This window comes from Ramlibacter sp. (assembly GCF_028292805.1).
GTDB lineage: Bacteria > Pseudomonadota > Gammaproteobacteria > Burkholderiales > Burkholderiaceae_C > Ramlibacter.
On record NZ_JAQGLS010000224.1, the window covers coordinates 1 to 18,735 of the forward strand.

Genomic DNA, 18,735 nt, shown 5'->3' on the forward strand with positions numbered 1-18,735 from the left:
ACGGCGGCGAAGACCCCGGCGCCATCGGCCCGGGCGGCACCCGCGAGAAAGACGTCGTGCTGCAGATCGCCCACCTGCTGCGCGACCGCATCAACGCCACCACCATCAACGGCAACCCGATGCGCGCGTACCTCACGCGCGATGCCGACTTCTTCGTGCCGCTGCACGTGCGCGTGCAGAAGGCGCGGCGGGTGCAGGCCGACCTGTTCGTGAGCATCCACGCCGATGCCTTCATCACGCCGACCGCGCGCGGCGCCAGCGTCTTCGCCCTGAGCCAGGGCGGCGCCTCCAGCAGCGCGGCGCGCTGGCTGGCCGACAAGGAGAACCGCGCCGACCTGGTGGGCGGCATGAACATCCGTACGCAGGACGCGCACGTGGCGCGCGCCCTGCTGGACATGAGCACCACCGCGCAGATCAACGACAGCCTCAAGCTCGGTGGCGCGCTGCTGGGCGAGATCGGCAACGTCGGCCGGCTGCACAAGCCGCGGGTGGAACAGGCCGGCTTCGCGGTGCTCAAGGCGCCGGACATCCCGAGCGTGTTGGTGGAGACGGCCTTCATCAGCAACCCCGAGGAAGAAAGCCGGCTGCGCAGCGCGGAGTACCAGGCGCAGCTGGCAGCGGCGCTGATGCGCGGCATCCAGGGCTACTTCGCGCGCAATCCGCCGCTGGCGCGGAATCGGCAGGTGTAGTTCGTCATTCCGACGCAGGCGCGGGTCCAGTGCTTTTCCCAGGCGAAGTGCGAGTCGCGCATCGAGGCGAGCCCGGGGTTGCTGCGCACCTCGCCGGCGCTCCGGGGTCGCGCCTTCGGGGAACGACATGAAGTACCTCAGCCGCGCCAATGCCCTGCACCGGTTCACGCGCCCAGACGACACGCCCCGTCCACCGGTTCCTACAGTCCGGCAAAGGCCAACTCCATAGAGTCGTCTTCACAGGTTGGCCGCGCCTCCAGCGGCTTTCGAGACACTCGACTTGGAAGGTCACACCATGAACACGAAATTTTTTGCCGCCGCGGTGACGGCTGTTGCCCTGATGGGCCTGGGTGGCTGCGCCACCATGGATCGCCAGGCCGTCGGCACCGTGGGCGGTGCCGTGGTGGGTGGCGTGGTCGGCTCCGCCGTCGGCGGCACCGCTGCCACCATTGGTGGAGCGGCCCTCGGCGGCTACCTCGGCAACCAAGCCGGCAAGCGCTAAAAGGCACCGGGAGAATCGGGCGGCGCGTCGCGCCGCCCGATTCATTTGTGACGAAGGCCGGCTTTGCCGGTCGTCATCACATTGATCAGCCACCCAAAATCGCTCCAGCGACTTTGAGTGATCGTCAGATGGGGTAAATCAGGGAGTTGAGGACCATCTCGCTGTCGTACACGCAATGCCGGCTCGCCAGCTTCAGGCCAGCCGGCGTTCGTTCGAACAGGTCGATGTAGCGGCCCACGTTGTAGACCTCGCTGGCATCGCCCGGCCGCGTGCGGAACACGGCGTAGTTGGCCTGGGCGCGGATGCGGCCCTGCTCCGCCCCCTGCACCTGCGCGACGCCCACCACGTGGCGCGTGTAGTACGGGCCGTGGTAGATGGTCTGCGTGATGCCGTAGACCCGGTCCTTCATCATTCCCTGGCTCTCCAGGTCGATCAGCGCCAGCGGCAGCTTGCGGTCGAAGTTCTCGCGCGCCTGCACCGTGTAGCGGCCGTCTTGCAGGAACAGCCCCGGCCATTCGTCGAAACGGCGTTCGTCCAGCACCGCCGCGTAAGCGGCATTGAAGCGGTCGACTTCCAGTTGCAGCAGCAAGTCTTCGTGAAATGGGCGACCTGGCCCAGGCTTGTCCCCTGCGCGGCCTGCGCCTCCCCCCTCCGCAAGCGGAGGAGCCTCGGCGCCTTCGGGCGGTCGGGCGGCGCTCATTGCCCCATCACCTTGCGCCAGTAGGCGTACATGCTGCGGATCAAGGTCTCGGTCACCATGTGCTCGGTGCCGCCGGTGCCGGTGCCGCCGAGTTCGCACAGCGTGTGACCTTCCTCGCCCCATTGGGCAAAGCCTTGCTGGCTGAACTGGATCACCTCGCCGTCGTCGGCGCTCACGAAGCCGGCCGGGCCGAACAGGTTGGACTGGCGCAGGCGCCGCCGCGTCATCTCCTCGCTGTCGTCGGCAAAGCCGAAGTGGGTCCAGACGAAGTCGAACTCGCCTTCGCCGCGCGGCACGATGTGGCGCGTCGACAGCGAGTTGACCTGCTGCTGGATGATCAGGCTGGGAAACAGCGTGATCATGGTGACCGAGGGCGTGATCTCCGTGCCGGGATGCGCCGGGTCCGGCACCTTCCACCACGCCTCGGGCACCACGTCGAGCAGGCGGTCGTCGTGCAGCACCATGTCGGACTTGAAGCTGGTCACTCCTTGCGTCACCGCCTTGTTCTCGCCGCCGTCGTTGCGGCTCGACACCATCACCGCGTGCCGGCCGTGCTCGTCCATCACCATCCGGCTTTTCTGGTCGGCGCGCCACAGCCCGAAAGTGACGAACCAGGTGTGCAGCAGGCCCGGGTGGTACGGGTCCTTGATGTTCTCCATCATCAGCTTCCAGTTGCCTGGAATGCGCTGGCGGTTGTAGCCCAGCAGGCTGAGCTTGCGGCCGGCGAAGATCCGCTCCAGCCACGGCATCACCTGCGGCCCCAGGTACTGCTCCAGCGGCTCGCTGGCGTCGCTGAAGGTGGCGAACACCAGCCCGTGCAGCACCGCCACCCGCAGCTTCGTCAGGCCATGCTGCCTGATGTCGAAGTCCGCCGGCATGCCGCCGTTGACGCAAGGCTGGCCGTCGGCGTCGGTGGCCGCCACGCCGTCCTTGAACGGCAGGCCCGCCAGCTCGCCATTGAGCTTGTACGTCCACTGGTGGTAGGGGCAGACAAAGCTGCGCGCATTGCCGTGCAGCTGCTGGCAGAAGCGCACCCCGCGGTGGGCACAGCGGTTCTCCACCACCCGGATCCCGTGGTCGGTGCCGCGGTCCCTGGGCGCCACCCGGTCGCGCACCAGGATCACCTGGCGCTCGCCGACGGCGGTGAGCTTGTAGTCGCCGACGTTCGGCACTTCGACTTCCAGCCCGACGTAGCTCCAGTGCGGGCCGTAGAAGACCTTTTCCAGCTCGCGGCCGTACAGCTGGGCGTCGGTGTACACCCAGAACGGCACGCGGCTGGAGCCGGTGCCGCTCCAGCGCGGAAGGGTTTCAGGCGTGTTCATGGAGCGAAGTATCGCTCGCTGCGGGCTTGCGGCGCGACTGCCTCCAGGCGCCCACCAGCACGACAATGCCGGGAACGAGGATCGCGCCCCAGATGATCTTGTCCAGGTTGGTCTTCACCCAGGGGATGTTGCCCAGCAGGTAGCCGGCGGTGACGATGCCCACCACCCAGATGGCGCCGCCGACCACGTTGTAGAGCGTGAAGCGGGTTCGGTTCATGTCGGCCACGCCCCCCACGAAGGGCACGAAGGTGCGCATGAAGGGGAAGAAGCGCGCCAGGATGATCGTGATGCCGCCGTAGCGCTCATAGAAGGAGTGCGCCTGGTCGAACGCCTTGCGATTGAAAAAGCGGGACTGCTCCCACTGAAATACCCGCGGCCCGAGCCAGCGCCCGATGGTGAAGTTGCACTGGTCCCCCAGCACCGCCGCCAGCCACAACAGGCCGATCGCCAGCGGATAGTTCATCAGCCCGACGCCGCACAGCGCGCCCACCACGAACAGCAGCGAGTCGCCCGGCAGGAACGGCATCACCACCACGCCGGTCTCCACGAAGATGATCAGGAACAGCAGGGCATAGACCCAGTTGCCGTAATGGGTCACGAAGGTGTGCAGGTGGACGTCGACGTGCAGGATGAAGTCGACGAGAAAGGTCACGAGTTCCATTGCCGGATTATCCCCGGGCGGGGCGGGCCCTAGAATCGGCTTCACATGAGTGCCGTGCTGTCCCCCGCCTTGCGCCGCCCCATCCGCGAATTGCCGGACGAGCTGGTGAGCCAGATCGCCGCCGGCGAGGTGGTGGAACGCCCGGCCTCGGTGGTGCGCGAGCTGGTCGACAACGCCCTCGATTCCGGCGCGACGCAGGTCACGGTGCGGCTGCTGGCCGGCGGCGTGCGGCTGGTCTGCGTCGAGGACGACGGCTGCGGCATCGCCCGCGCGGAACTGCCGCTGGCGCTCAAGCGCCACGCGACCAGCAAGATCGGCTCGCTGGCCGACCTGGAATCGGTGGCCACCATGGGCTTTCGCGGCGAGGCGCTGGCCGCCATCGCCTCGGTCTCCGAAATGAGCATGCTCTCGCGCGCCCACGGCCAGGCCAGCGCCTTCCTGCTGGACGCCGGCAGCGGCGAGCTGCGACCGGCCGCCCGCTCCATCGGCACCACGGTGGAAGTCAAGGAGCTGTTCTTCAGCACGCCGGCCCGGCGCAAGTTCCTCAAAAGCGACGGCACCGAGATGGCCCACTGCGTGGAGGCCGTGCGCCGCCATGCACTGGCGCGCCCCGACGTGGGCTTCACCATCTGGCACGAAGGCAAGCTGTGCGAGCAGTGGCGCGCCGCCACGCCCGACCAGCGCCTGGCCGACGTGCTGGGCGAGGACTTCCTGGTCAACAGCGTGCGCATCGACGCCATGGCCGGCCCGCTGCGCATCAGCGGCCGCGCCGGCATCCCGGACGCCGCGCGGGCTCGCGCCGACTGGCAGTTCGCCTATGTCAACGGCCGCTACGTGCGCGACAAGGTGATCACGCACGCGGCCCGCAGCGCCTACGAAGACCTGCTGCACGGGCATCGGCAGCCGGTCTATGCGTTGCAGCTGCAGATCGATCCGGGCCGGGTCGACGTCAACGTGCACCCGACCAAGATCGAGGTGCGTTTTCGCGACAGCCGCGAAGTGCACCAGGCGGTGCGGCGAGCGGTGGAGTCGGCGCTGTCGGCGCCACGCGCCGGCGCGGCAGCCCAGTCCGCGGGCGTGCCCGTCGACACCGGCGGCGTGGCCGTGCCGGAGAGCGCGTCCTGGCGCCAGCCGGCCATCCCGTTCACGCCGGCCGTGGGCACCGTGGTGTCCGACCTCGGCGCGCTGTGGTCGCCCTTCCCCGCGGCGCAGCCGCCGCAGCCAGTCGACTTGCCGGCCGGCGACTGGCCACTGGGCAAGGCGATCGCGCAGCTGCAAGGCATCTACATCCTGGCCGAGAACGCGCAAGGGCTGGTGGTGGTCGACATGCACGCGGCGCACGAGCGCATCGTCTACGAGCGGCTCAAGAGCCAGATGGACGCCCGGTCCATCCACAGCCAGCCGCTGCTGATCCCCGCCACCTTCGCCGCGACGCCGGCGGAGATCGCCACCGCCGAAGGCGCGGAAGCCACCTTGCAGGCGCTGGGCCTGCAGGTGACGCCGTTCTCGCCGCGCACGCTGGCGGTGCGGGCGGTGCCGGCGGCACTGGCCCATGGCGATCCGGTGGAACTGGCGCGCAGCGTGCTGGCCGAACTGGCGCAGCACGATGCCAGCAGCGTGGTGGAACGCGCGCGCAACGAACTGCTGTCCACCATGGCCTGCCACGGCGCGGTGCGGGCCAACCGCAAGCTGACGCTGGAAGAAATGAACGCGCTGCTGCGGCAGATGGAAGAGACCGATCGCTCCGACCAGTGCAACCATGGCCGGCCCACCTGGCGCCAGCTGACGGTGCGCGAGCTGGACGCGATGTTTTTGCGCGGGCGCTGAGCGGCCTTGCTCCAGCGCGGGCGGGACCGCTGCGCTTTCTCCACGCCTGCCTTCCCGCGCTGCGCGGGATGACGAAAAAGCGAAAAGCGGGCCCGCGCAGGCCCGCCTCCCATCCCAGGCGCTCCTCAGCGCGGCAACAGGTAGTACAGCGCCACCAACTTGGCGATGCCGGCGAGGCGCGGCTGCACGGCGAACAGCTGGATCGAATGCACGCTGGTGCCCGGTGCGTACTGGTTGACGCCGGTGCTGGAGTCGCAGTGGTTGTCGGCGTCGCTGGCCTTGCTGCACCGGACGACCACCTTGCGCATGGCGGCGCTCACGCCCCAGGCATCGTCGTAGGCCACCGGCCGCTGCGCGCCGCTGCCGTCCGGGTCCGGTCCGGTGCCGAACACGGTGACGCTGGTGGGCGCCTGCGCTCCCTTGGGAACGGTCCAGAAATCCTTGTCGCCCGCGGCGCTCAGGTCGGCCACGTTGGGGTTGTTGGCGCTGACCGGGCCAAAGAACGCGGCGCCGAGCGCGTGGGTTTGCGCCCGCAGCTCGCTCTTGGCGGCGTCGGTCAGCTGCACGATCGGGGTGGCGGCCAGTTCGTCCAGCGTCGCGGCGCGGGCCAGCGTGCGCAAGGCCTGCACCACATTGGCCTTGCCCGCGTCGGCGTGGAAGAACTCCAGCCGCCACAGCCCTTGCTCGGCCAGCCCGACGATCTGGCGCTCGCTGTACAGCGGCTGCACGAAGAACAAATTCACTTCCCGCTGCACCAAGTTCTCGCTGGCCTGGGTGCCGGCGTCCTTGAACTTGCCCGCCAGCCGGATCACGCTGGTACCAGTCAGTCGGCCGTCGGAGCGCTCGATCACCAGTGCGGCGCGGCCCGCGGTCGGCCGGTAGACCAGCACCGTGCCGTCAGGCGTCGTCACCTGGACCTTGGCGAAAACCGGCACCCCCTTGCTGTCCAGCCGGTTGGCGATGTAGACGTCGTAGCCGGTGGAGATGAAGTTGGCCTTGGGCTGGTTGAGGAATTCGCGGTCCTGGGCATACGGGCGCACCGTGGCCTCGTAGGCGTAGCGGTTGCCCACCAGCTTGAGCTTGCCGCGGACCTCGCGGGCGATCAGCGTGTCGTTGCTGATGTTGCCCTGGCTGTCGGTGAGGCGGTAGCTGAACACGACGTCGCCGTTCTCGCGCAGCAACTGCAGTTGCGGCTGGTCGAAGCCGGCCCCCGTGGCGCCCGCCCGGAACAGCCCGGCGAAGGCGCCCTGGTTGGCGGCATTGCGGCCGACGCGGTAGCCGTTGCTCAGGAAGCTGCCCGGGTCGTCGCCCAGGAACAGGGTGCGGCAGGCCGCGGCGAGGACGTCGTCTGCGCCGCCCACCACGGCGCTGTCCCCGCCGCTGACACCGCGCACGCGGTCCTTGAACGGCACGGCAAAGCAAGCCGTCAGGCGCGTGGCCATGTCATCCAGCATGTTGGCGATACCGACCGGCGGCAGCTTGGCCGTGTCGATGGCCCGCGGCAGCGCCGGTGGCCTCTGTGCGTCGCTGCCAAAGGAAGTCTTGACCGGTTCGGCGCTGGCCACGCGCACCGTCAGCTCGATGTTGGAGGTCTCGCCGGCCGGCCGGATGTCGACCTGCACCGCATCGAGCAGCCGGTCGTGGCCGGAGCCGTTGGCATCGAACTCGCCGGTGAGCGGATTGATCGTGTCCGCCAGGCCCTGGCGCAGGGGTTGCAGAATCCGCACCACGTCGGCGACCCGCTGCTCCAGGTTGCTCGTGGTCACCGCCCTGGAGTCCAGCCGCAGGCTGAGCGGGTTGCCGTCGCTGGCCAGCAAGGCCGCCACCAAGTTGGTCAGCGACGTGATGTTCAGGCGGGTGCTGCGGGTCTCGGCGAACGCGCTCACCAAGGTGGTGTCGCCACGCACCGCCTCGACCACCAGTGGTGCCTTGGCGTCGGAATTGATGTCCAAGGTATAACGACCCGTGATGGAGGTGGTGGTGGTGGCCAGCGCGGAGCCGCTGGCGTCGTAAGCCGTCACCAGCGCGCCGGCGAACGGCGCCCCGGTCGCGGCCACGCCCGACAGCGTCGCCGTCGTCACCTGCGGGGCGCCCCCCCCGCCTCCCCCGCAGCCTGCCATCAGCACGGCGCTGGCGCTCGCCAGCGCCAGCGCCAGCTTCTTCAAGTGAGTGATCATGGTTTCTCCGAAACGTGTCGTCAAAAAGCCGATGCTGGCGAAGATCGCCTGGCCCAGCATCGCCCCGATGAGGGACAGTGCCCGGCCCGGCTTTGCCTGGGCTCCATGAAACTTTCGGACCGGACCGGACTCAGTCATCGGTCATGAAACGCCGCCTGCTCCTTGCCGCCGCCTTTGCGGGCCTGCTCACCATGGGCTGCTCGTCGCTGGACGAACGGCAGCGCGAATGGATCTTCCAGCCCAGCGACCGCAGCTGGGGCGCCGGCGCCGAACTGGCGCGCGACATGCAGGACGTGTGGATCCCGTTCCACTCGCGCGTGACCGATGGCCAGGCGAAGCTGCACGGCCTGTGGCTGGCGGCCGAACGCAACCCCGAGGCGGCGCCGGTGCTGCTTTACCTGCACGGCGCCAAGTGGAACGTCACCGGCTCGGCCCAGCGCATCCGGCGCATGCAGGACCTGGGTTTTTCGGTGCTGGCGATCGACTACCGCGGCTTCGGCAGGAGCAGCCCCGGCCTGCCGTCCGAGGAGATGGCCTACGAGGACGCGAAGGCGGCCTGGGACTGGGTGGGCAAGGAACACGCCGCGCGCGCGCGCTACATCTTCGGCCATTCGCTGGGCGGCGCCGTCGCCATCGACCTGGCCAGCCGGGTCGACGACGAGCAAGGCGTCATCGTGGAGGGCACCTTCACCTCGATCCCGGACGTCGCCAGCTCCATGAAGTACGGCTGGCTGCCGCTGGGCCCGCTGATCACGCAGCGCTTCGACTCGGTCAAGAAGGTGGCCAAGGTCGGCTCGCCGCTGCTGGTGGTGCATGGCGAGAATGACCGCCTGATCCAGAGCGCCCTGGGCCGCCGGCTGTACGAAGCCGCCACCGGCCGCAAGCACTTCATGCTGGTCGAGGGCGGCTCGCACCACAGCACCATGGCCGTGGGCGTGGCGCAGTACCGCGCCGCCCTGGCCGACTTCTTCAGCCTCGACAACCGCTAGGTCATGTGCCCGCGGCGCCGGCGGCACGGGCCAGCACGGCCAGTCCGGCCCGCACGTCGGCGATCGGCATCTGCCCCGGCGCGGACGCCGCCGCCCCGACGGCGAAGGTCAGCGCCGAGCCGAAGGCGCCGCCGCACAGGCGGCTGACGGCGCCCAACGGCCCCATGGCCATGCTGACCACCGGGATCTCCAGTTGCGCGCTGGCCTGCAGCGTGGCCCCGAGCAAGGCATGCACGTCCGCCATGGCCGCCGGCATCACGGCCACCTTGGCCACGTCGGCGCCCAGGGCCGCGGCCTGCGCGAAGCGCGCCACCAGCTCCGCGGCCGGCGGGGTGCGCTGGAAGTCGTGGAAGGACAGCACCAGCGCCACGCCATGGCGGCGCGCCGCCTCCCGCACGCGGGCGACGTCGGCTTCGGCGTTGGCCATCTCGAAGTCGACCAGGTCGGCCACTTCGGCGGCACACACCGCCTGGTACAGCGCCACCACCTGCGCCTCGTCCAGCGGGATGGCCTGGCCGCCTTCACGGCTGGAGCGGCGCGTGAACAGGATGGGGATGCCTTGCGCCACCTGGCGCAAGGCGCCAGCGGCAGCCAGCACCGCCGGCGTGGCGCCGATCTGCTGGAAGAAATCGACCCGCCACTCCAGCAGGTCCGGCCGGGCCGCCACCACTTGGCGCGCCTGCGCCAGCAAGGCGTCGTGCGTGGCCGCCACGAGCGGCGCGCAGACGGCGGGAAGCCGGCCCTGGGCCAGCGGCTGGCCCTTCAGGGCAATGGGATGGAATGGCATGGAGGCTCCTGCGCGTGGGCGCGCTGGGCCGCGATTGTACGAACCTGGGCCAGGGCGCGGCCTGGTGCCTAGTCGCCGCGCTCGGGGCTCTCCACGTCCCGGGGCTGGTGCTGGGCGGCTGCATCGGCACTGCGACGGTCGCCGCCCCTGGGGTAGCCGAGCTTGCGCAGCTCGCGTTCCAGCAATTCCTTGCGCACGGACAGCGGCAGGGCCTCACAGGCCCAGGAGCCCGTCACTGCATCGTCCGGCCTTGCTCCAGATCGGTCACCACTCATGAAACGAAATATTGCACGGGCCGCTCGGCATGGTTGTAGGACCAGCCACAGCTTGCTGTACGCGCTATCCCACAAGGAGGTTTCACGGCAGGTTTGTCAAGGTCCGGAATTCTCGCGGCTGGCCAATGCATCGCACCAGGCGATGAACCCCGCGGTATCGCTCTTTTCGAACACCGCGTCGGCGCCCAGTTCGATGCAGTGCTGGCGCACGCCGGGGCTGGCGTAGCTGCTGAACACCACGATGCGACCGCCGCTCGGGTCGTTCCTGCAATTGCGGATGACGTTCATGCCGGCGCCCTGCTCGAGCACCAGGTCGACGACGGCGAGGTCCCATTGCCCGGCGTTGTCCTGCAGCCAGAGGCCGGCCTCCGCTTCGGTGCCCGCCGTCGCCACCACGCGAAAGCCACCCAGCGATCCGAACAGGTCGGTCATCAGCCCGCGCATCCGCTCGAGGTCCTCCACAAGGAACACCCGCAAGTCCAATTCCGTGTCTCCGTGTTGACGTCACGGCGTGATTCTGGCGCGCCGCATGCGCCTTTTCCTGTTACCGGAAACAACTCGGTGTTCGTCCTACAGGCTGCCCCGGGCGACGGCGCCGGTCCCTCATCTGCTAACCTGCGCGTCGATGTCCAAGCGCGCCCTGCCTGCCACGCTGGCCCTGGCCGGGCCGACCGCCTCGGGCAAGACCGCCGGTGCGTTGCTGCTCGCCCAAGCCCTCGATGCCGAGATCGTCAGCGTCGATTCGGCGCTGGTCTACCGCGGCATGGACATCGGCACCGCCAAGCCGACGGCCGCCGAACGGGCCGCCGTCCCGCACCACCTGATCGACATCCGCAACCCCGCGCAGACCTACAGTGCCGCGGAGTTCGCCGCCGACGCGGTGCGGCTGGCGCAAGCCATCCGCGCGCGCGGCCGGCGCGTGCTGCTGGTGGGCGGCACCATGCTGTACTTCAAGGCCTTGTTCGACGGACTCGACGCGATGCCGCCGGCCGACGCGCAGCTGCGCGCGGCGATCGAGGCCCAGGCGCGCAGCGAAGGCTGGCCGGCGTTGCACGCCCAGCTCGCCGTCGTGGATGCCGTCACCGCCGCGCGGCTGGCGCCCAACGACGCGCAGCGCATCCAGCGCGCGCTGGAAGTGGTGCGCGCCACCGGCCGGCCGCTTTCCAGCTTCCATACCGGCGAGCGGCGCGGCCCGTTGCCGGCCGACCTGTTCCTGTCGCTCGAACCCACCGACCGCAGCTGGCTGCACGAGCGCATCGGCCGCCGCTTCGACGCCATGTTGGACCATGGATTCCTCGACGAAGTGCGGGCGCTGCGTGCGCGCGGTGACCTGCACCCGGACCTGCCCAGCATGCGCTGCGTGGGCTATCGGCAGGCGTGGGAGGCGCTGGACACCGGCGCGCCGCTGGCCGTGCTGCGCGAGCGCGGCGTCGCGGCCACGCGCCAGCTGGCCAAGCGCCAGCTCACCTGGCTGCGCGCGATGCCGGCGCGGCAGGTGATCGCCTGCGATGCCCCCGACGTCGCACGGCAGCTGCTGCGGGCAGTGGGGTTGGCGCCGTGATGCTGCAAGTGCGCGGCCTGGCCAAGCGCTACGGCGACACCACGGTCTTTCGGGACGTGTCGCTGTCGGTGGCGGCCGGCGAATTCGTCGCCATCGTCGGCGAGTCCGGCGTCGGCAAGTCGACGCTGCTCAATTGCATGGCGGGGCTGGACAGCTGGGACGCCGGCAGCATCGCCATCGCCGGCGCCGACCTGGGAACGCTGGCCGACGCGCAACGCGCGTTGCTGCGGCGCGCCCGGCTGGGATTCGTGTTCCAGGCCTTCCACGTGCTGCCGCACCTGGACGTGACGCAGAACGTCGGCCTGCCCTTGTTGCTGCTGCAGCGACCGGATGCGGCGCGGGTGGCCGCGATGCTGGAGGCCGTCGGTCTGGCCGGGCTCGGGGCGCGGCTGCCGCAGGAGTTGAGCGGCGGGCAACTGCAACGGGTGGCGATCGCGCGCGCGCTGGTGCATCGCCCCAGCCTGCTGCTGGCCGACGAGCCCACCGGCAACCTGGATCCGGCCACCGCGGCCCGCGTGATGCAAGTGCTGCGCGAGCAGGCGCGCGAAACCGGCGCGGCGCTGGTGCTGGTGACCCACTCCAGCGCCGCCGCCGGCCGCGCCGACCGCCTCCTGCAGCTGCGCAGCGACGGCATCGGCGCCGGCTGAGGGCTGCCTGCCGTCATTTCACGGGATGTGCGGCCTTGCTCGCACCACCCCACCAGCAATCGGCGCAGGGTGCCCGCGACCTCAGGGCGCCTGCAGCCCCAGGCGCTGCGCCAGCACCGGCGTGGCCACCGAACCTTCGATCACGACGATCTCGCCGCTGTGGGCATGGCGCGCCACGACGGTGGGCACGCTGCCGAAGCCCAAGCGCGTCATCAGCGCGGTGTTGCGCTTGACCGCCTCTTGCTGCGCCTGGGCGGCGGCGCGCGGGCCGATGCCGCCGCGCTGTTCGCGCAGAGACACCTCGTGCTGGTCCATCGCCGCCACCGGATCGGTGGCCGACAGCAGCGCGGCGCCTTGCAGCGTGCTCTTGTCGTTGAGCAGGCCGACCGGGATCCAGACGAAACGCGCCTGGGTTCGCAGCGGCCGCGCCGCCATCCACAGCGCCGCGCAGTGCGGGCACTGCGGGTCGAAAAAAACGTAGGCGGTGCGGGCCAGCGCGGCGGCGCCGAGGGTGAAGCCTTGCGCCTCGGCGGCGATGGCCTCGATGGAGACACGCGCGCCGGCAGCCGCGACGGATGCGCCGCCCCCGGTGGCGGGCGCCTCCTTGCAGCCGGCCAGTGCGAGGCCGGTGATTGCAGCCAGCAGCAGGCGGCGCTTCACGGCGCGTTCGCCGCGCAACCATCGAGCTCGGCGCAATAGGCCAGGAAGCCCTGCATCTCGCTGGTCTTGGAGAACACCGCATCGGCGCCCAGGTTCAGGCAGTGCTGGCGGATGCCGTCGCTGGCGTAGTCGCTGAACACCACCACCCGGCCGCCGCTGCGATCGGCTTCGGCGCGGGCATGCGCGATCAGGCGCATGCCGGTGCCCTGCTCGAGCACCAGGTCGATCACGGCCAGGTCCCACCCATCCGGGTGGTCGTCGAGCCACAGGCGGGCTTCGGCCTCGGTGCGGACGATGCCGGCAATGACGAGGTCGCCCACGCTTGCCAGCAGGTCGGTCAGCAGGCCATGCACTTGCGGCATGTCCTCGACCAGGAATACACGAACGGTCACGCGTCCAGCCTCTCTTGCTGCAATCGACGGGATTCTAGGCGCAGCGCATTGCCGAGCTAATCCGCACGCACTTCGGCCCGCACCTGCTCGAGCAGCTCGCACACTTGCGACAGGTCTTCGGCCGCCTGCTGCACCTTGCGCTCGAGCACCTCGTTCTGCGCGATGGCCCAGGCGACGTCGCCGGTGCGCTGCGTGGGTGGCAGGTGGCGATCGAGCGCGCGGTGGGTCAGGCCCAGTTCGGCGCTGGCGACCTCGAGTTCGCGTTGCACCTCGTCGGTCCTGCTGCAGGCTTCGTCGATCGGGCTGGTGGGGGTCTCTGTGGACATGGGGACTCTCGCTGTTTCGAGATCGAAAGATTAGGCCGCGGGCAACGGCTCAACCGTCAGGCGAACGCTCAGCTTGCGGCCAGAACGGCGCGTACGGCGCGCACCGCAATCGCCGGATGCAGGTCAGCCGCGCGCCACCGCAGCTGCCGATATTTTCCTACACGGCGTAGCGCGGCGGCTGACCATGATGGGCCTCCTTACCAAGGAGAACGAGATGGCGACACGTGGCGAAAAAGATGCTTGCGACCTGCTGGATGCGGACCACCGCGCGGTCAAGAGGATGTTCAAGGAGTACGAGGAGCTGACGGGCTCGCGTTCCAAGAGCGCGGCGCAGAAGAAGACCGACCTGGCGGCCCAGATCTGCACCGAGCTGAAGGCGCATGCACAGATCGAGGAAGAGATCTTCTACCCGGCTCTGCGCGCAGTGAACAAGGACACCGACCTGCTGGCCGAAGCCGAAGTGGAACACGCGTCCGCCAAAGACCTGATCGCCCAGATCGAAGCCGGCATGGCGCAGCCCGGCGAGATGTTCGACGCCAAGGTGAAGGTGCTGGGCGAATACATCGACCACCATGTCAAGGAAGAGCGCAACGAAATCTTCCCCAAGGCGCGCTCGGCCCGCAAGCTGGACCTGATCGCCATGCGCGAGCAGCTGGCCACGCGCAAGGAAGAACTGATGGGCACGCTGGAAGAGGCTTGACGCTGCCTTCCCGGGCTCGACCCGGGAACCCAGGCAGCGGTGCGCTTGCGCAGCGGACAATGCGCCATGCTTGCGCTGCTCGCCACCTATTCCTGGCAGGAGGTGCGCCACCACGCGTGGCGCACTGCGGCCGCGGTGCTGGCCGTCATGCTGGGCGTGGCGCTGGCTTTTTCGGTCCACTTGATCAACGCCTCGGCGCTGGATGAATTCGCCAGCGCCGCGCGCTCGGCCGGTGGCCAGGCCGACGTGGAGTTGCGCGCCACCCAGGGCGGCCTGGACGAAGCGCTCTATGGCCGCATCGCCACCGACGCGCGGGTCGCGTGGGCCAGCCCGGTGCTGGAGCTGCAAACCCTGGCGGCCACGGCGGACGGCTCGCGCCGCACCGTGCGCGTGCTCGGCATCGACGCCCTGGTGGCGCCGGCGCTGGCGCCGGGTCTGTTGCCGGTGCCGGCCGCCGGCGCCGATCGCCTTGCCATGCTGGCGCCCGCCACCGCCTTTCTCAATCCAGCCGCCCGTGCGGTGCTGCCGGGCGACACGGTGCGCGTGCAGGTCGGGCTGGCCTTGCGCGACCTGCGCGTGGCCGGCTCCGTCAGCGCCGGCGGCGGCCCGTTGCTGGTGATGGACATCGCGGCGGCGCAAGACCTGTTCGGCCGCGGCGGCCAGCTCTCGCGCATCGAGGTGCGGCTGCAGCCCGGCGTCGACCGGCAAGGCTGGCTGCGCGGGCTGCAGCTGCCGCCGCAAGTGCAGCCAGCGCAGCCGGAGGCAGCCAACCAGCGGGTGGGAGAACTGTCGCGGGCCTACCGCGTCAACCTGACCGTGCTGGCCCTGGTGGCGCTGTTCACCGGCGCCTTCCTGGTGTTCTCGGTGCTGGCGCTCAGCGTGGCGCGACGCGCGCAGCAGTTCGCGCTGCTCGGCGTGCTCGGGCTCACCGCGCGCCAGCGGCTGCGGCTGGTGCTGTGGGAATCGGCAGTGCTGGGCGTGCTGGGCAGCGGCGCCGGCGTCGCCGTTGGCACCGCCTTGGCGGCGACGGCGCTGGCCGTACTGGGCGGCGACCTGGGGGGTGGCTACTTCCCCGGCGTGCAGCCGCGCCTGCAATGGAGCACGCCGGCGGCGCTGGTCTACGGCGTGCTCGGCGTGGTGGCGGCGCTGGCCGGCGGCTGGCTGCCGGCGCGCAATGCGGCGCGGCTGCCGCTGGCGCAAACACTCAAGGGCCTGGGCGCTGCCCTGCCGCCCGGGCGCCCTCACCGCTTCGGCTGGGCCGCACTGCTCGCCGCCGGCGTGCTGGCATTGCTGCCGCCGGTGGCCGGCATGCCGCTGGCCGCTTACCTGTCCGTCGGGTTGCTGCTGGTCGGCGGCATCGGCGTGCTGCCGGGCGCCGTCGCCCTGCTGTACGACCGGCTGGCGCCGCTGGCGGCGCACCGATTGCTGCCGCTGCTGGCGGTGGAGCGCGCGCGCCGCGTGCGCGAAAGCGCAGCGGTCGCCGTCAGCGGCGTGGTGGCGGCGCTGAGCCTGGCGGTGGCGCTGACGGTGATGGTGGCGAGCTTTCGCCAGTCGGTCACCGACTGGCTCGACGTGCTGCTGCCGGCGGACCTGTACCTGCGCACTTCCAGCAGCACGGCCAGCGGCGAGACAGCCTTCCTCACGCCGGCGCTGGTGCGCGGCGCGGCCGCCCTGACCGGCGTGCAGCGCGCCACCACCCAGCGCGTGCGCGCCCTGCAACTCGACCCCACGCGTCCCGCCGTTCCCCTGCTGGCCCGCCCGGTCGGCGACGCCGCCCGCACGCTGCCGCTGGTGGGCGAGGTGCTGCCGGTGCCGCCCGGCCAGGTCGGCGTGTACGTCAGCGAGGCGATGGTGGACCTGTACGGCGCGCGCCGCGGCCAGCCGCTTGACGCGCTGCAGCCGGCGCTGGGCGCCGGCCCGTTCTTCGTGGCCGGCGTGTGGCGCGACTACGTGCGGCAAAGCGGCGCCGTCATCATCGACCAGCGCGACTACCAGCGGCTGACCGGTGATCTGCGCGCCAACGAACTGCAGCTGTGGCTGGCGCCGGGTGCCTCGGCGGAGGCCGTGCAGGCCGGCGTGCGGGCGCTGGTGCGCCAGGACGGCGGCGACGCCAGCCTGCTGGAGATGGCCTCGGCCGCCCAGGTGCGCGGGCTGTCGCTGCGCATCTTCGACCGCAGCTTCGCCGTGACCTACTGGCTGCAGGCGGTGGCCATCGCCATCGGCCTGTTCGGCGTGGCGGCCAGCTTCAGCGCGCAAGTGCTGGCGCGGCGCAAGGAGTTCGGCCTGCTGGCCCACCTGGGGCTTACGCGCCGGCAGATCCTGGCGGTGGTAGCCGGCGAAGGCGCGGCCTGGACCGTGATCGGCGCGCTGGCCGGTCTCGCGCTCGGGCTGGCGGTGGCCGTGGTGCTGGTGCACGTGGTCAATCCGCAAAGCTTTCACTGGACCATGGACCTGCTGGTGCCGTGGCTGCGCCTGCTGCTGCTGTGCGCCGCGGTGGTGGTCGCCGGCACGCTCACCGCCTGGCTGGCCGGGCGCGCCGCTGCCGGGCGCGATGCGGTGATGGCAGTGAAGGAAGACTGGTGATGCGGCGCCGCCCGTTCCTGGCCGCCCTGCCCTGGCTGGCGGCCGCCGCCCCAGCGCCGGCGCTGCCACAGCGGCCCATCGTCTTTCCCGCCGACCACGGCGCGCATCCCGACCTGCGCACCGAGTGGTGGTACATCACCGGCCAGGCCGAGACCGGCGGGCGCAGTTTCGGTTTCCAGGTGACGTTCTTTCGCTCGCGCGTGGCCGCCACGCAAGGCCTGCAATCGCAATTCGCCGCCAGGCAGTTGCTGTTCGCCCACGCCGCGGTGACCGACGTGGCCGGTGGCAAGCTGTGGCACGACCAGCGCATCGCGCGGCAAGGCTTCGGCATCGCCGAGGCGTCCACCAGCGATGCCAACCTGCGCCTGCGCGACTGGTCGCTGGTACGCGAGGGCAACGCGTGGCTGGCGCGCGTTCCGGCCGGCGAGTTCAGGCTGCAGCTGCGCTGCGAGCAGGTGCAACCGGTGCTGCTGCAAGGCCGCGCCGGGCTGTCGCGCAAAGGCCCGCAGCCGCAGCAGGCCAGCTACTACTACAGCCTGCCGCAGCTGGCCGTCACCGGCCGCATCGGCTTGCGCGGCGAGAATTTCGCGGTGACCGGCAAAGCCTGGCTCGATCATGAGTGGAGCGAGGCGCTGATGCATCCCGACGCGGTGGGCTGGGACTGGATCGGCATGAACCTGGACGACGGCAGCGCGCTCACCGCGTTCCAGCTGCGGCGCAAAGACGGCACATCGCTGTGGGACGGCGGCTCGTTTCGCAGCGCCGGCGGCGAGCCGTTCATCGCCAGCAAGGGCCAAACCGAGTTCAAGCCGCAGCGCCGCTGGACCAGCCCCGCATCGAACGCCAGCTACCCGGTGGAGTGGATCGTGCGCACGCCAGCCGGCTTCTACACGGTGCGCGCGGTCGTCGACAGCCAGGAGCTGGACAGCCGGGCCTCGACCGGCGCGATCTACTGGGAAGGGCTGTCGGACCTGATCGACAGCAACGGGCGCAAGGTCGGGCGCGGCTACCTGGAAATGACCGGGTATGCGCAGCGGTTGCGGCTGTAGGCGTGAATTCGGGCGCCGCCTGATCTGCGTCAAACCGATGGCGATTCGCGGGCGCGAACGCAGCTGCGCAGCCAGGTCAGCCGTTGCTGCGCTGCTCTAATGCATTTTCGTCCGCAGATCTGGAGCAAACCTTGCTGGAATCCAAAATCGCCCTGGTGACGGGCGCATCCTCGGGCCTGGGTCGGGCCATCGCGCTCGCCTACGCCGGCGCCGGCGCCAAGGTCGTCGTCTGCGACGTGAACGCTGGCCCGGGCCAGGAAACGCGAGCCATGATCGCCGCGCAAGGTGGCGACGCCCATTTCGTCGTCGCCGATGTCTCCAGACCGGACGATTGCCGCCGGCTGGTGGAGCAGACCGTGGCGCACTACGGCGGGCTCGACATCGCCTGCAACAACGCGGGCATCGGGGGCGACCTGGGCCTTACCGCCGACTACGCCCTGGAGGCCTGGGACAAGGTGATCGCCGTCAACCTGTCGGGTGTCTTCTACTGCATGAAGTACGAAATCCCGCAGATGCTCGGGCGCGGCGGTGGCGTGATCATCAACATGGCCTCCGTGCTCGGCGCGGTGGCCATGGCCGGCGCGCCGGCGTACAGCGCGGCCAAGCACGGCGTGCTGGGCCTGACCAAGGCGGCCGCGCTGGAGTACAGCGCGCAAGGCGTGCGCATCAATGCGGTGGGCCCGGCCTTCATTTCCACGCCCATGATCAGCCAGCTGGAAAACGACCCGGTGGCCCTGCAGGCCCTGGTGGCGCAGCATCCGATCGGCCGGCTCGGGCGCGCCGAGGAAGTGGCGCAGCTGGTGCTCTGGCTCAGCTCGCCGGCCGCCTCCTTCGTCACCGGCAGCTACTACCCGGTGGACGGCGGCTACCTGGCCCGCTGACCGCCAA

The 18,735-nt window shown here is 70.3% G+C and carries 20 protein-coding genes; 10 read left to right on the top strand and 10 right to left on the bottom strand.

From position 1 onward, the window contains the following. A partial coding sequence (locus tag JWP65_RS14130; protein ID WP_299764783.1) for an N-acetylmuramoyl-L-alanine amidase occupies positions 1-689 on the top strand: 689 nt, incomplete at its 5' end. Between the two features lie 295 nt (positions 690-984). Beyond that, positions 985-1,191: a glycine zipper 2TM domain-containing protein gene (locus JWP65_RS14135; protein WP_299764785.1), complete on the top strand. Its 207-nt coding sequence runs from the start codon at positions 985-987 to the stop codon at positions 1,189-1,191. Positions 1,192-1,315: 124 nt separating this feature from the next. Here the strand turns inward: JWP65_RS14135 and JWP65_RS14140 are convergent, their stop codons facing one another. The 3 genes from JWP65_RS14140 to JWP65_RS14150 all read right to left on the bottom strand — a co-directional run bounded on the left by JWP65_RS14140 (position 1,316) and on the right by JWP65_RS14150 (position 3,874). Continuing rightward, complete coding sequence (locus JWP65_RS14140; RefSeq protein ID WP_299764787.1) at positions 1,316-1,780, bottom strand: aromatic-ring-hydroxylating dioxygenase subunit beta; 465 nt, start codon at positions 1,778-1,780, stop codon at positions 1,316-1,318. A gap of 107 nt (positions 1,781-1,887) precedes the next feature. Next, positions 1,888-3,213 (bottom strand): aromatic ring-hydroxylating dioxygenase subunit alpha, encoded by a 1,326-nt coding sequence (locus JWP65_RS14145; protein ID WP_299764789.1) that lies wholly within the window; start codon positions 3,211-3,213, stop codon positions 1,888-1,890. Next, positions 3,200-3,874 (bottom strand): DedA family protein, encoded by a 675-nt coding sequence (locus tag JWP65_RS14150; RefSeq protein WP_299764791.1) that lies wholly within the window; start codon positions 3,872-3,874, stop codon positions 3,200-3,202. The genes JWP65_RS14145 and JWP65_RS14150 overlap by 14 nt, the downstream gene beginning before the upstream one ends. A 45-nt stretch (positions 3,875-3,919) precedes the next feature. Here JWP65_RS14150 and mutL point away from each other — a divergent pair, with 45 nt between their 5' ends. After that, the gene (gene mutL, locus JWP65_RS14155; RefSeq protein ID WP_299764793.1) at positions 3,920-5,701 is read left to right on the top strand and encodes a DNA mismatch repair endonuclease MutL; all 1,782 of its coding nucleotides are present in this window, start codon (positions 3,920-3,922) and stop codon (positions 5,699-5,701) included. 125 nt (positions 5,702-5,826) lie between these two features. Here the strand turns inward: mutL and JWP65_RS14160 are convergent, their stop codons facing one another. Further along, positions 5,827-7,878, bottom strand: coding sequence for a carboxypeptidase-like regulatory domain-containing protein (locus JWP65_RS14160; RefSeq protein WP_299764795.1), 2,052 nt, complete (start codon positions 7,876-7,878; stop codon positions 5,827-5,829). 143 nt (positions 7,879-8,021) lie between these two features. Here JWP65_RS14160 and JWP65_RS14165 point away from each other — a divergent pair, with 143 nt between their 5' ends. Further along, complete coding sequence (locus JWP65_RS14165; RefSeq protein WP_299764797.1) at positions 8,022-8,867, top strand: alpha/beta fold hydrolase; 846 nt, start codon at positions 8,022-8,024, stop codon at positions 8,865-8,867. Between the two features lies 1 nt (position 8,868). Here the strand turns inward: JWP65_RS14165 and aroD are convergent, their stop codons facing one another. The 3 genes from aroD to JWP65_RS14180 all read right to left on the bottom strand — a co-directional run bounded on the left by aroD (position 8,869) and on the right by JWP65_RS14180 (position 10,400). Continuing rightward, positions 8,869-9,654 (bottom strand): type I 3-dehydroquinate dehydratase, encoded by a 786-nt coding sequence (gene aroD / locus JWP65_RS14170; RefSeq protein ID WP_299764799.1) that lies wholly within the window; start codon positions 9,652-9,654, stop codon positions 8,869-8,871. A gap of 68 nt (positions 9,655-9,722) precedes the next feature. Further along, a complete protein-coding gene (locus tag JWP65_RS14175) occupies positions 9,723-9,929 on the bottom strand; it encodes a hypothetical protein (RefSeq protein WP_299764801.1) in 207 nt (68 codons plus the stop codon). 96 nt (positions 9,930-10,025) lie between these two features. Further along, positions 10,026-10,400 carry a response regulator gene (locus JWP65_RS14180; protein WP_299764861.1) on the bottom strand — a complete coding sequence of 125 codons (375 nt, stop codon included), beginning with the start codon at positions 10,398-10,400 and terminating at the stop codon, positions 10,026-10,028. 154 nt (positions 10,401-10,554) lie between these two features. Here JWP65_RS14180 and miaA point away from each other — a divergent pair, with 154 nt between their 5' ends. Next, a complete protein-coding gene (gene miaA, locus JWP65_RS14185) occupies positions 10,555-11,490 on the top strand; it encodes a tRNA (adenosine(37)-N6)-dimethylallyltransferase MiaA (protein WP_299764803.1) in 936 nt (311 codons plus the stop codon). Continuing rightward, positions 11,490-12,137, top strand: a complete 648-nt coding sequence (locus tag JWP65_RS14190) for an ABC transporter ATP-binding protein (protein WP_299764805.1) — start codon at positions 11,490-11,492, stop codon at positions 12,135-12,137. Before miaA ends, JWP65_RS14190 begins: the two co-directional genes overlap by 1 nt. A gap of 81 nt (positions 12,138-12,218) precedes the next feature. On the opposite strand, the gene JWP65_RS14195 is transcribed toward JWP65_RS14190, so the two are convergent. The 3 genes from JWP65_RS14195 to JWP65_RS14205 are packed head-to-tail and all read right to left on the bottom strand — an operon-like array spanning position 12,219 to position 13,515. Continuing rightward, positions 12,219-12,797 carry a thioredoxin fold domain-containing protein gene (locus JWP65_RS14195; RefSeq protein WP_299764807.1) on the bottom strand — a complete coding sequence of 193 codons (579 nt, stop codon included), beginning with the start codon at positions 12,795-12,797 and terminating at the stop codon, positions 12,219-12,221. Further along, positions 12,794-13,189 carry a response regulator gene (locus JWP65_RS14200; protein ID WP_299764809.1) on the bottom strand — a complete coding sequence of 132 codons (396 nt, stop codon included), beginning with the start codon at positions 13,187-13,189 and terminating at the stop codon, positions 12,794-12,796. The genes JWP65_RS14195 and JWP65_RS14200 overlap by 4 nt, the downstream gene beginning before the upstream one ends. Before the next feature lie 56 nt (positions 13,190-13,245). Further along, the gene (locus tag JWP65_RS14205) at positions 13,246-13,515 is read right to left on the bottom strand and encodes a hypothetical protein (RefSeq protein WP_299764811.1); all 270 of its coding nucleotides are present in this window, start codon (positions 13,513-13,515) and stop codon (positions 13,246-13,248) included. A 214-nt stretch (positions 13,516-13,729) separates the two neighbouring features. Here JWP65_RS14205 and JWP65_RS14210 point away from each other — a divergent pair, with 214 nt between their 5' ends. The 4 genes from JWP65_RS14210 to JWP65_RS14225 all read left to right on the top strand — a co-directional run bounded on the left by JWP65_RS14210 (position 13,730) and on the right by JWP65_RS14225 (position 18,728). Next, complete coding sequence (locus JWP65_RS14210) at positions 13,730-14,215, top strand: hemerythrin domain-containing protein (protein WP_299764813.1); 486 nt, start codon at positions 13,730-13,732, stop codon at positions 14,213-14,215. 66 nt (positions 14,216-14,281) lie between these two features. Further along, on the top strand, positions 14,282-16,798 hold the full coding sequence (locus tag JWP65_RS14215; RefSeq protein ID WP_299764815.1) for an ABC transporter permease: 2,517 nt from the start codon (positions 14,282-14,284) through the stop codon (positions 16,796-16,798). Next, positions 16,798-17,847 carry a carotenoid 1,2-hydratase gene (locus tag JWP65_RS14220; protein WP_299764816.1) on the top strand — a complete coding sequence of 350 codons (1,050 nt, stop codon included), beginning with the start codon at positions 16,798-16,800 and terminating at the stop codon, positions 17,845-17,847. The genes JWP65_RS14215 and JWP65_RS14220 overlap by 1 nt, the downstream gene beginning before the upstream one ends. A 131-nt stretch (positions 17,848-17,978) precedes the next feature. After that, a complete protein-coding gene (locus tag JWP65_RS14225) occupies positions 17,979-18,728 on the top strand; it encodes an SDR family NAD(P)-dependent oxidoreductase (RefSeq protein ID WP_299764818.1) in 750 nt (249 codons plus the stop codon). The last annotated feature ends 7 nt before the right edge of the window (positions 18,729-18,735 follow it).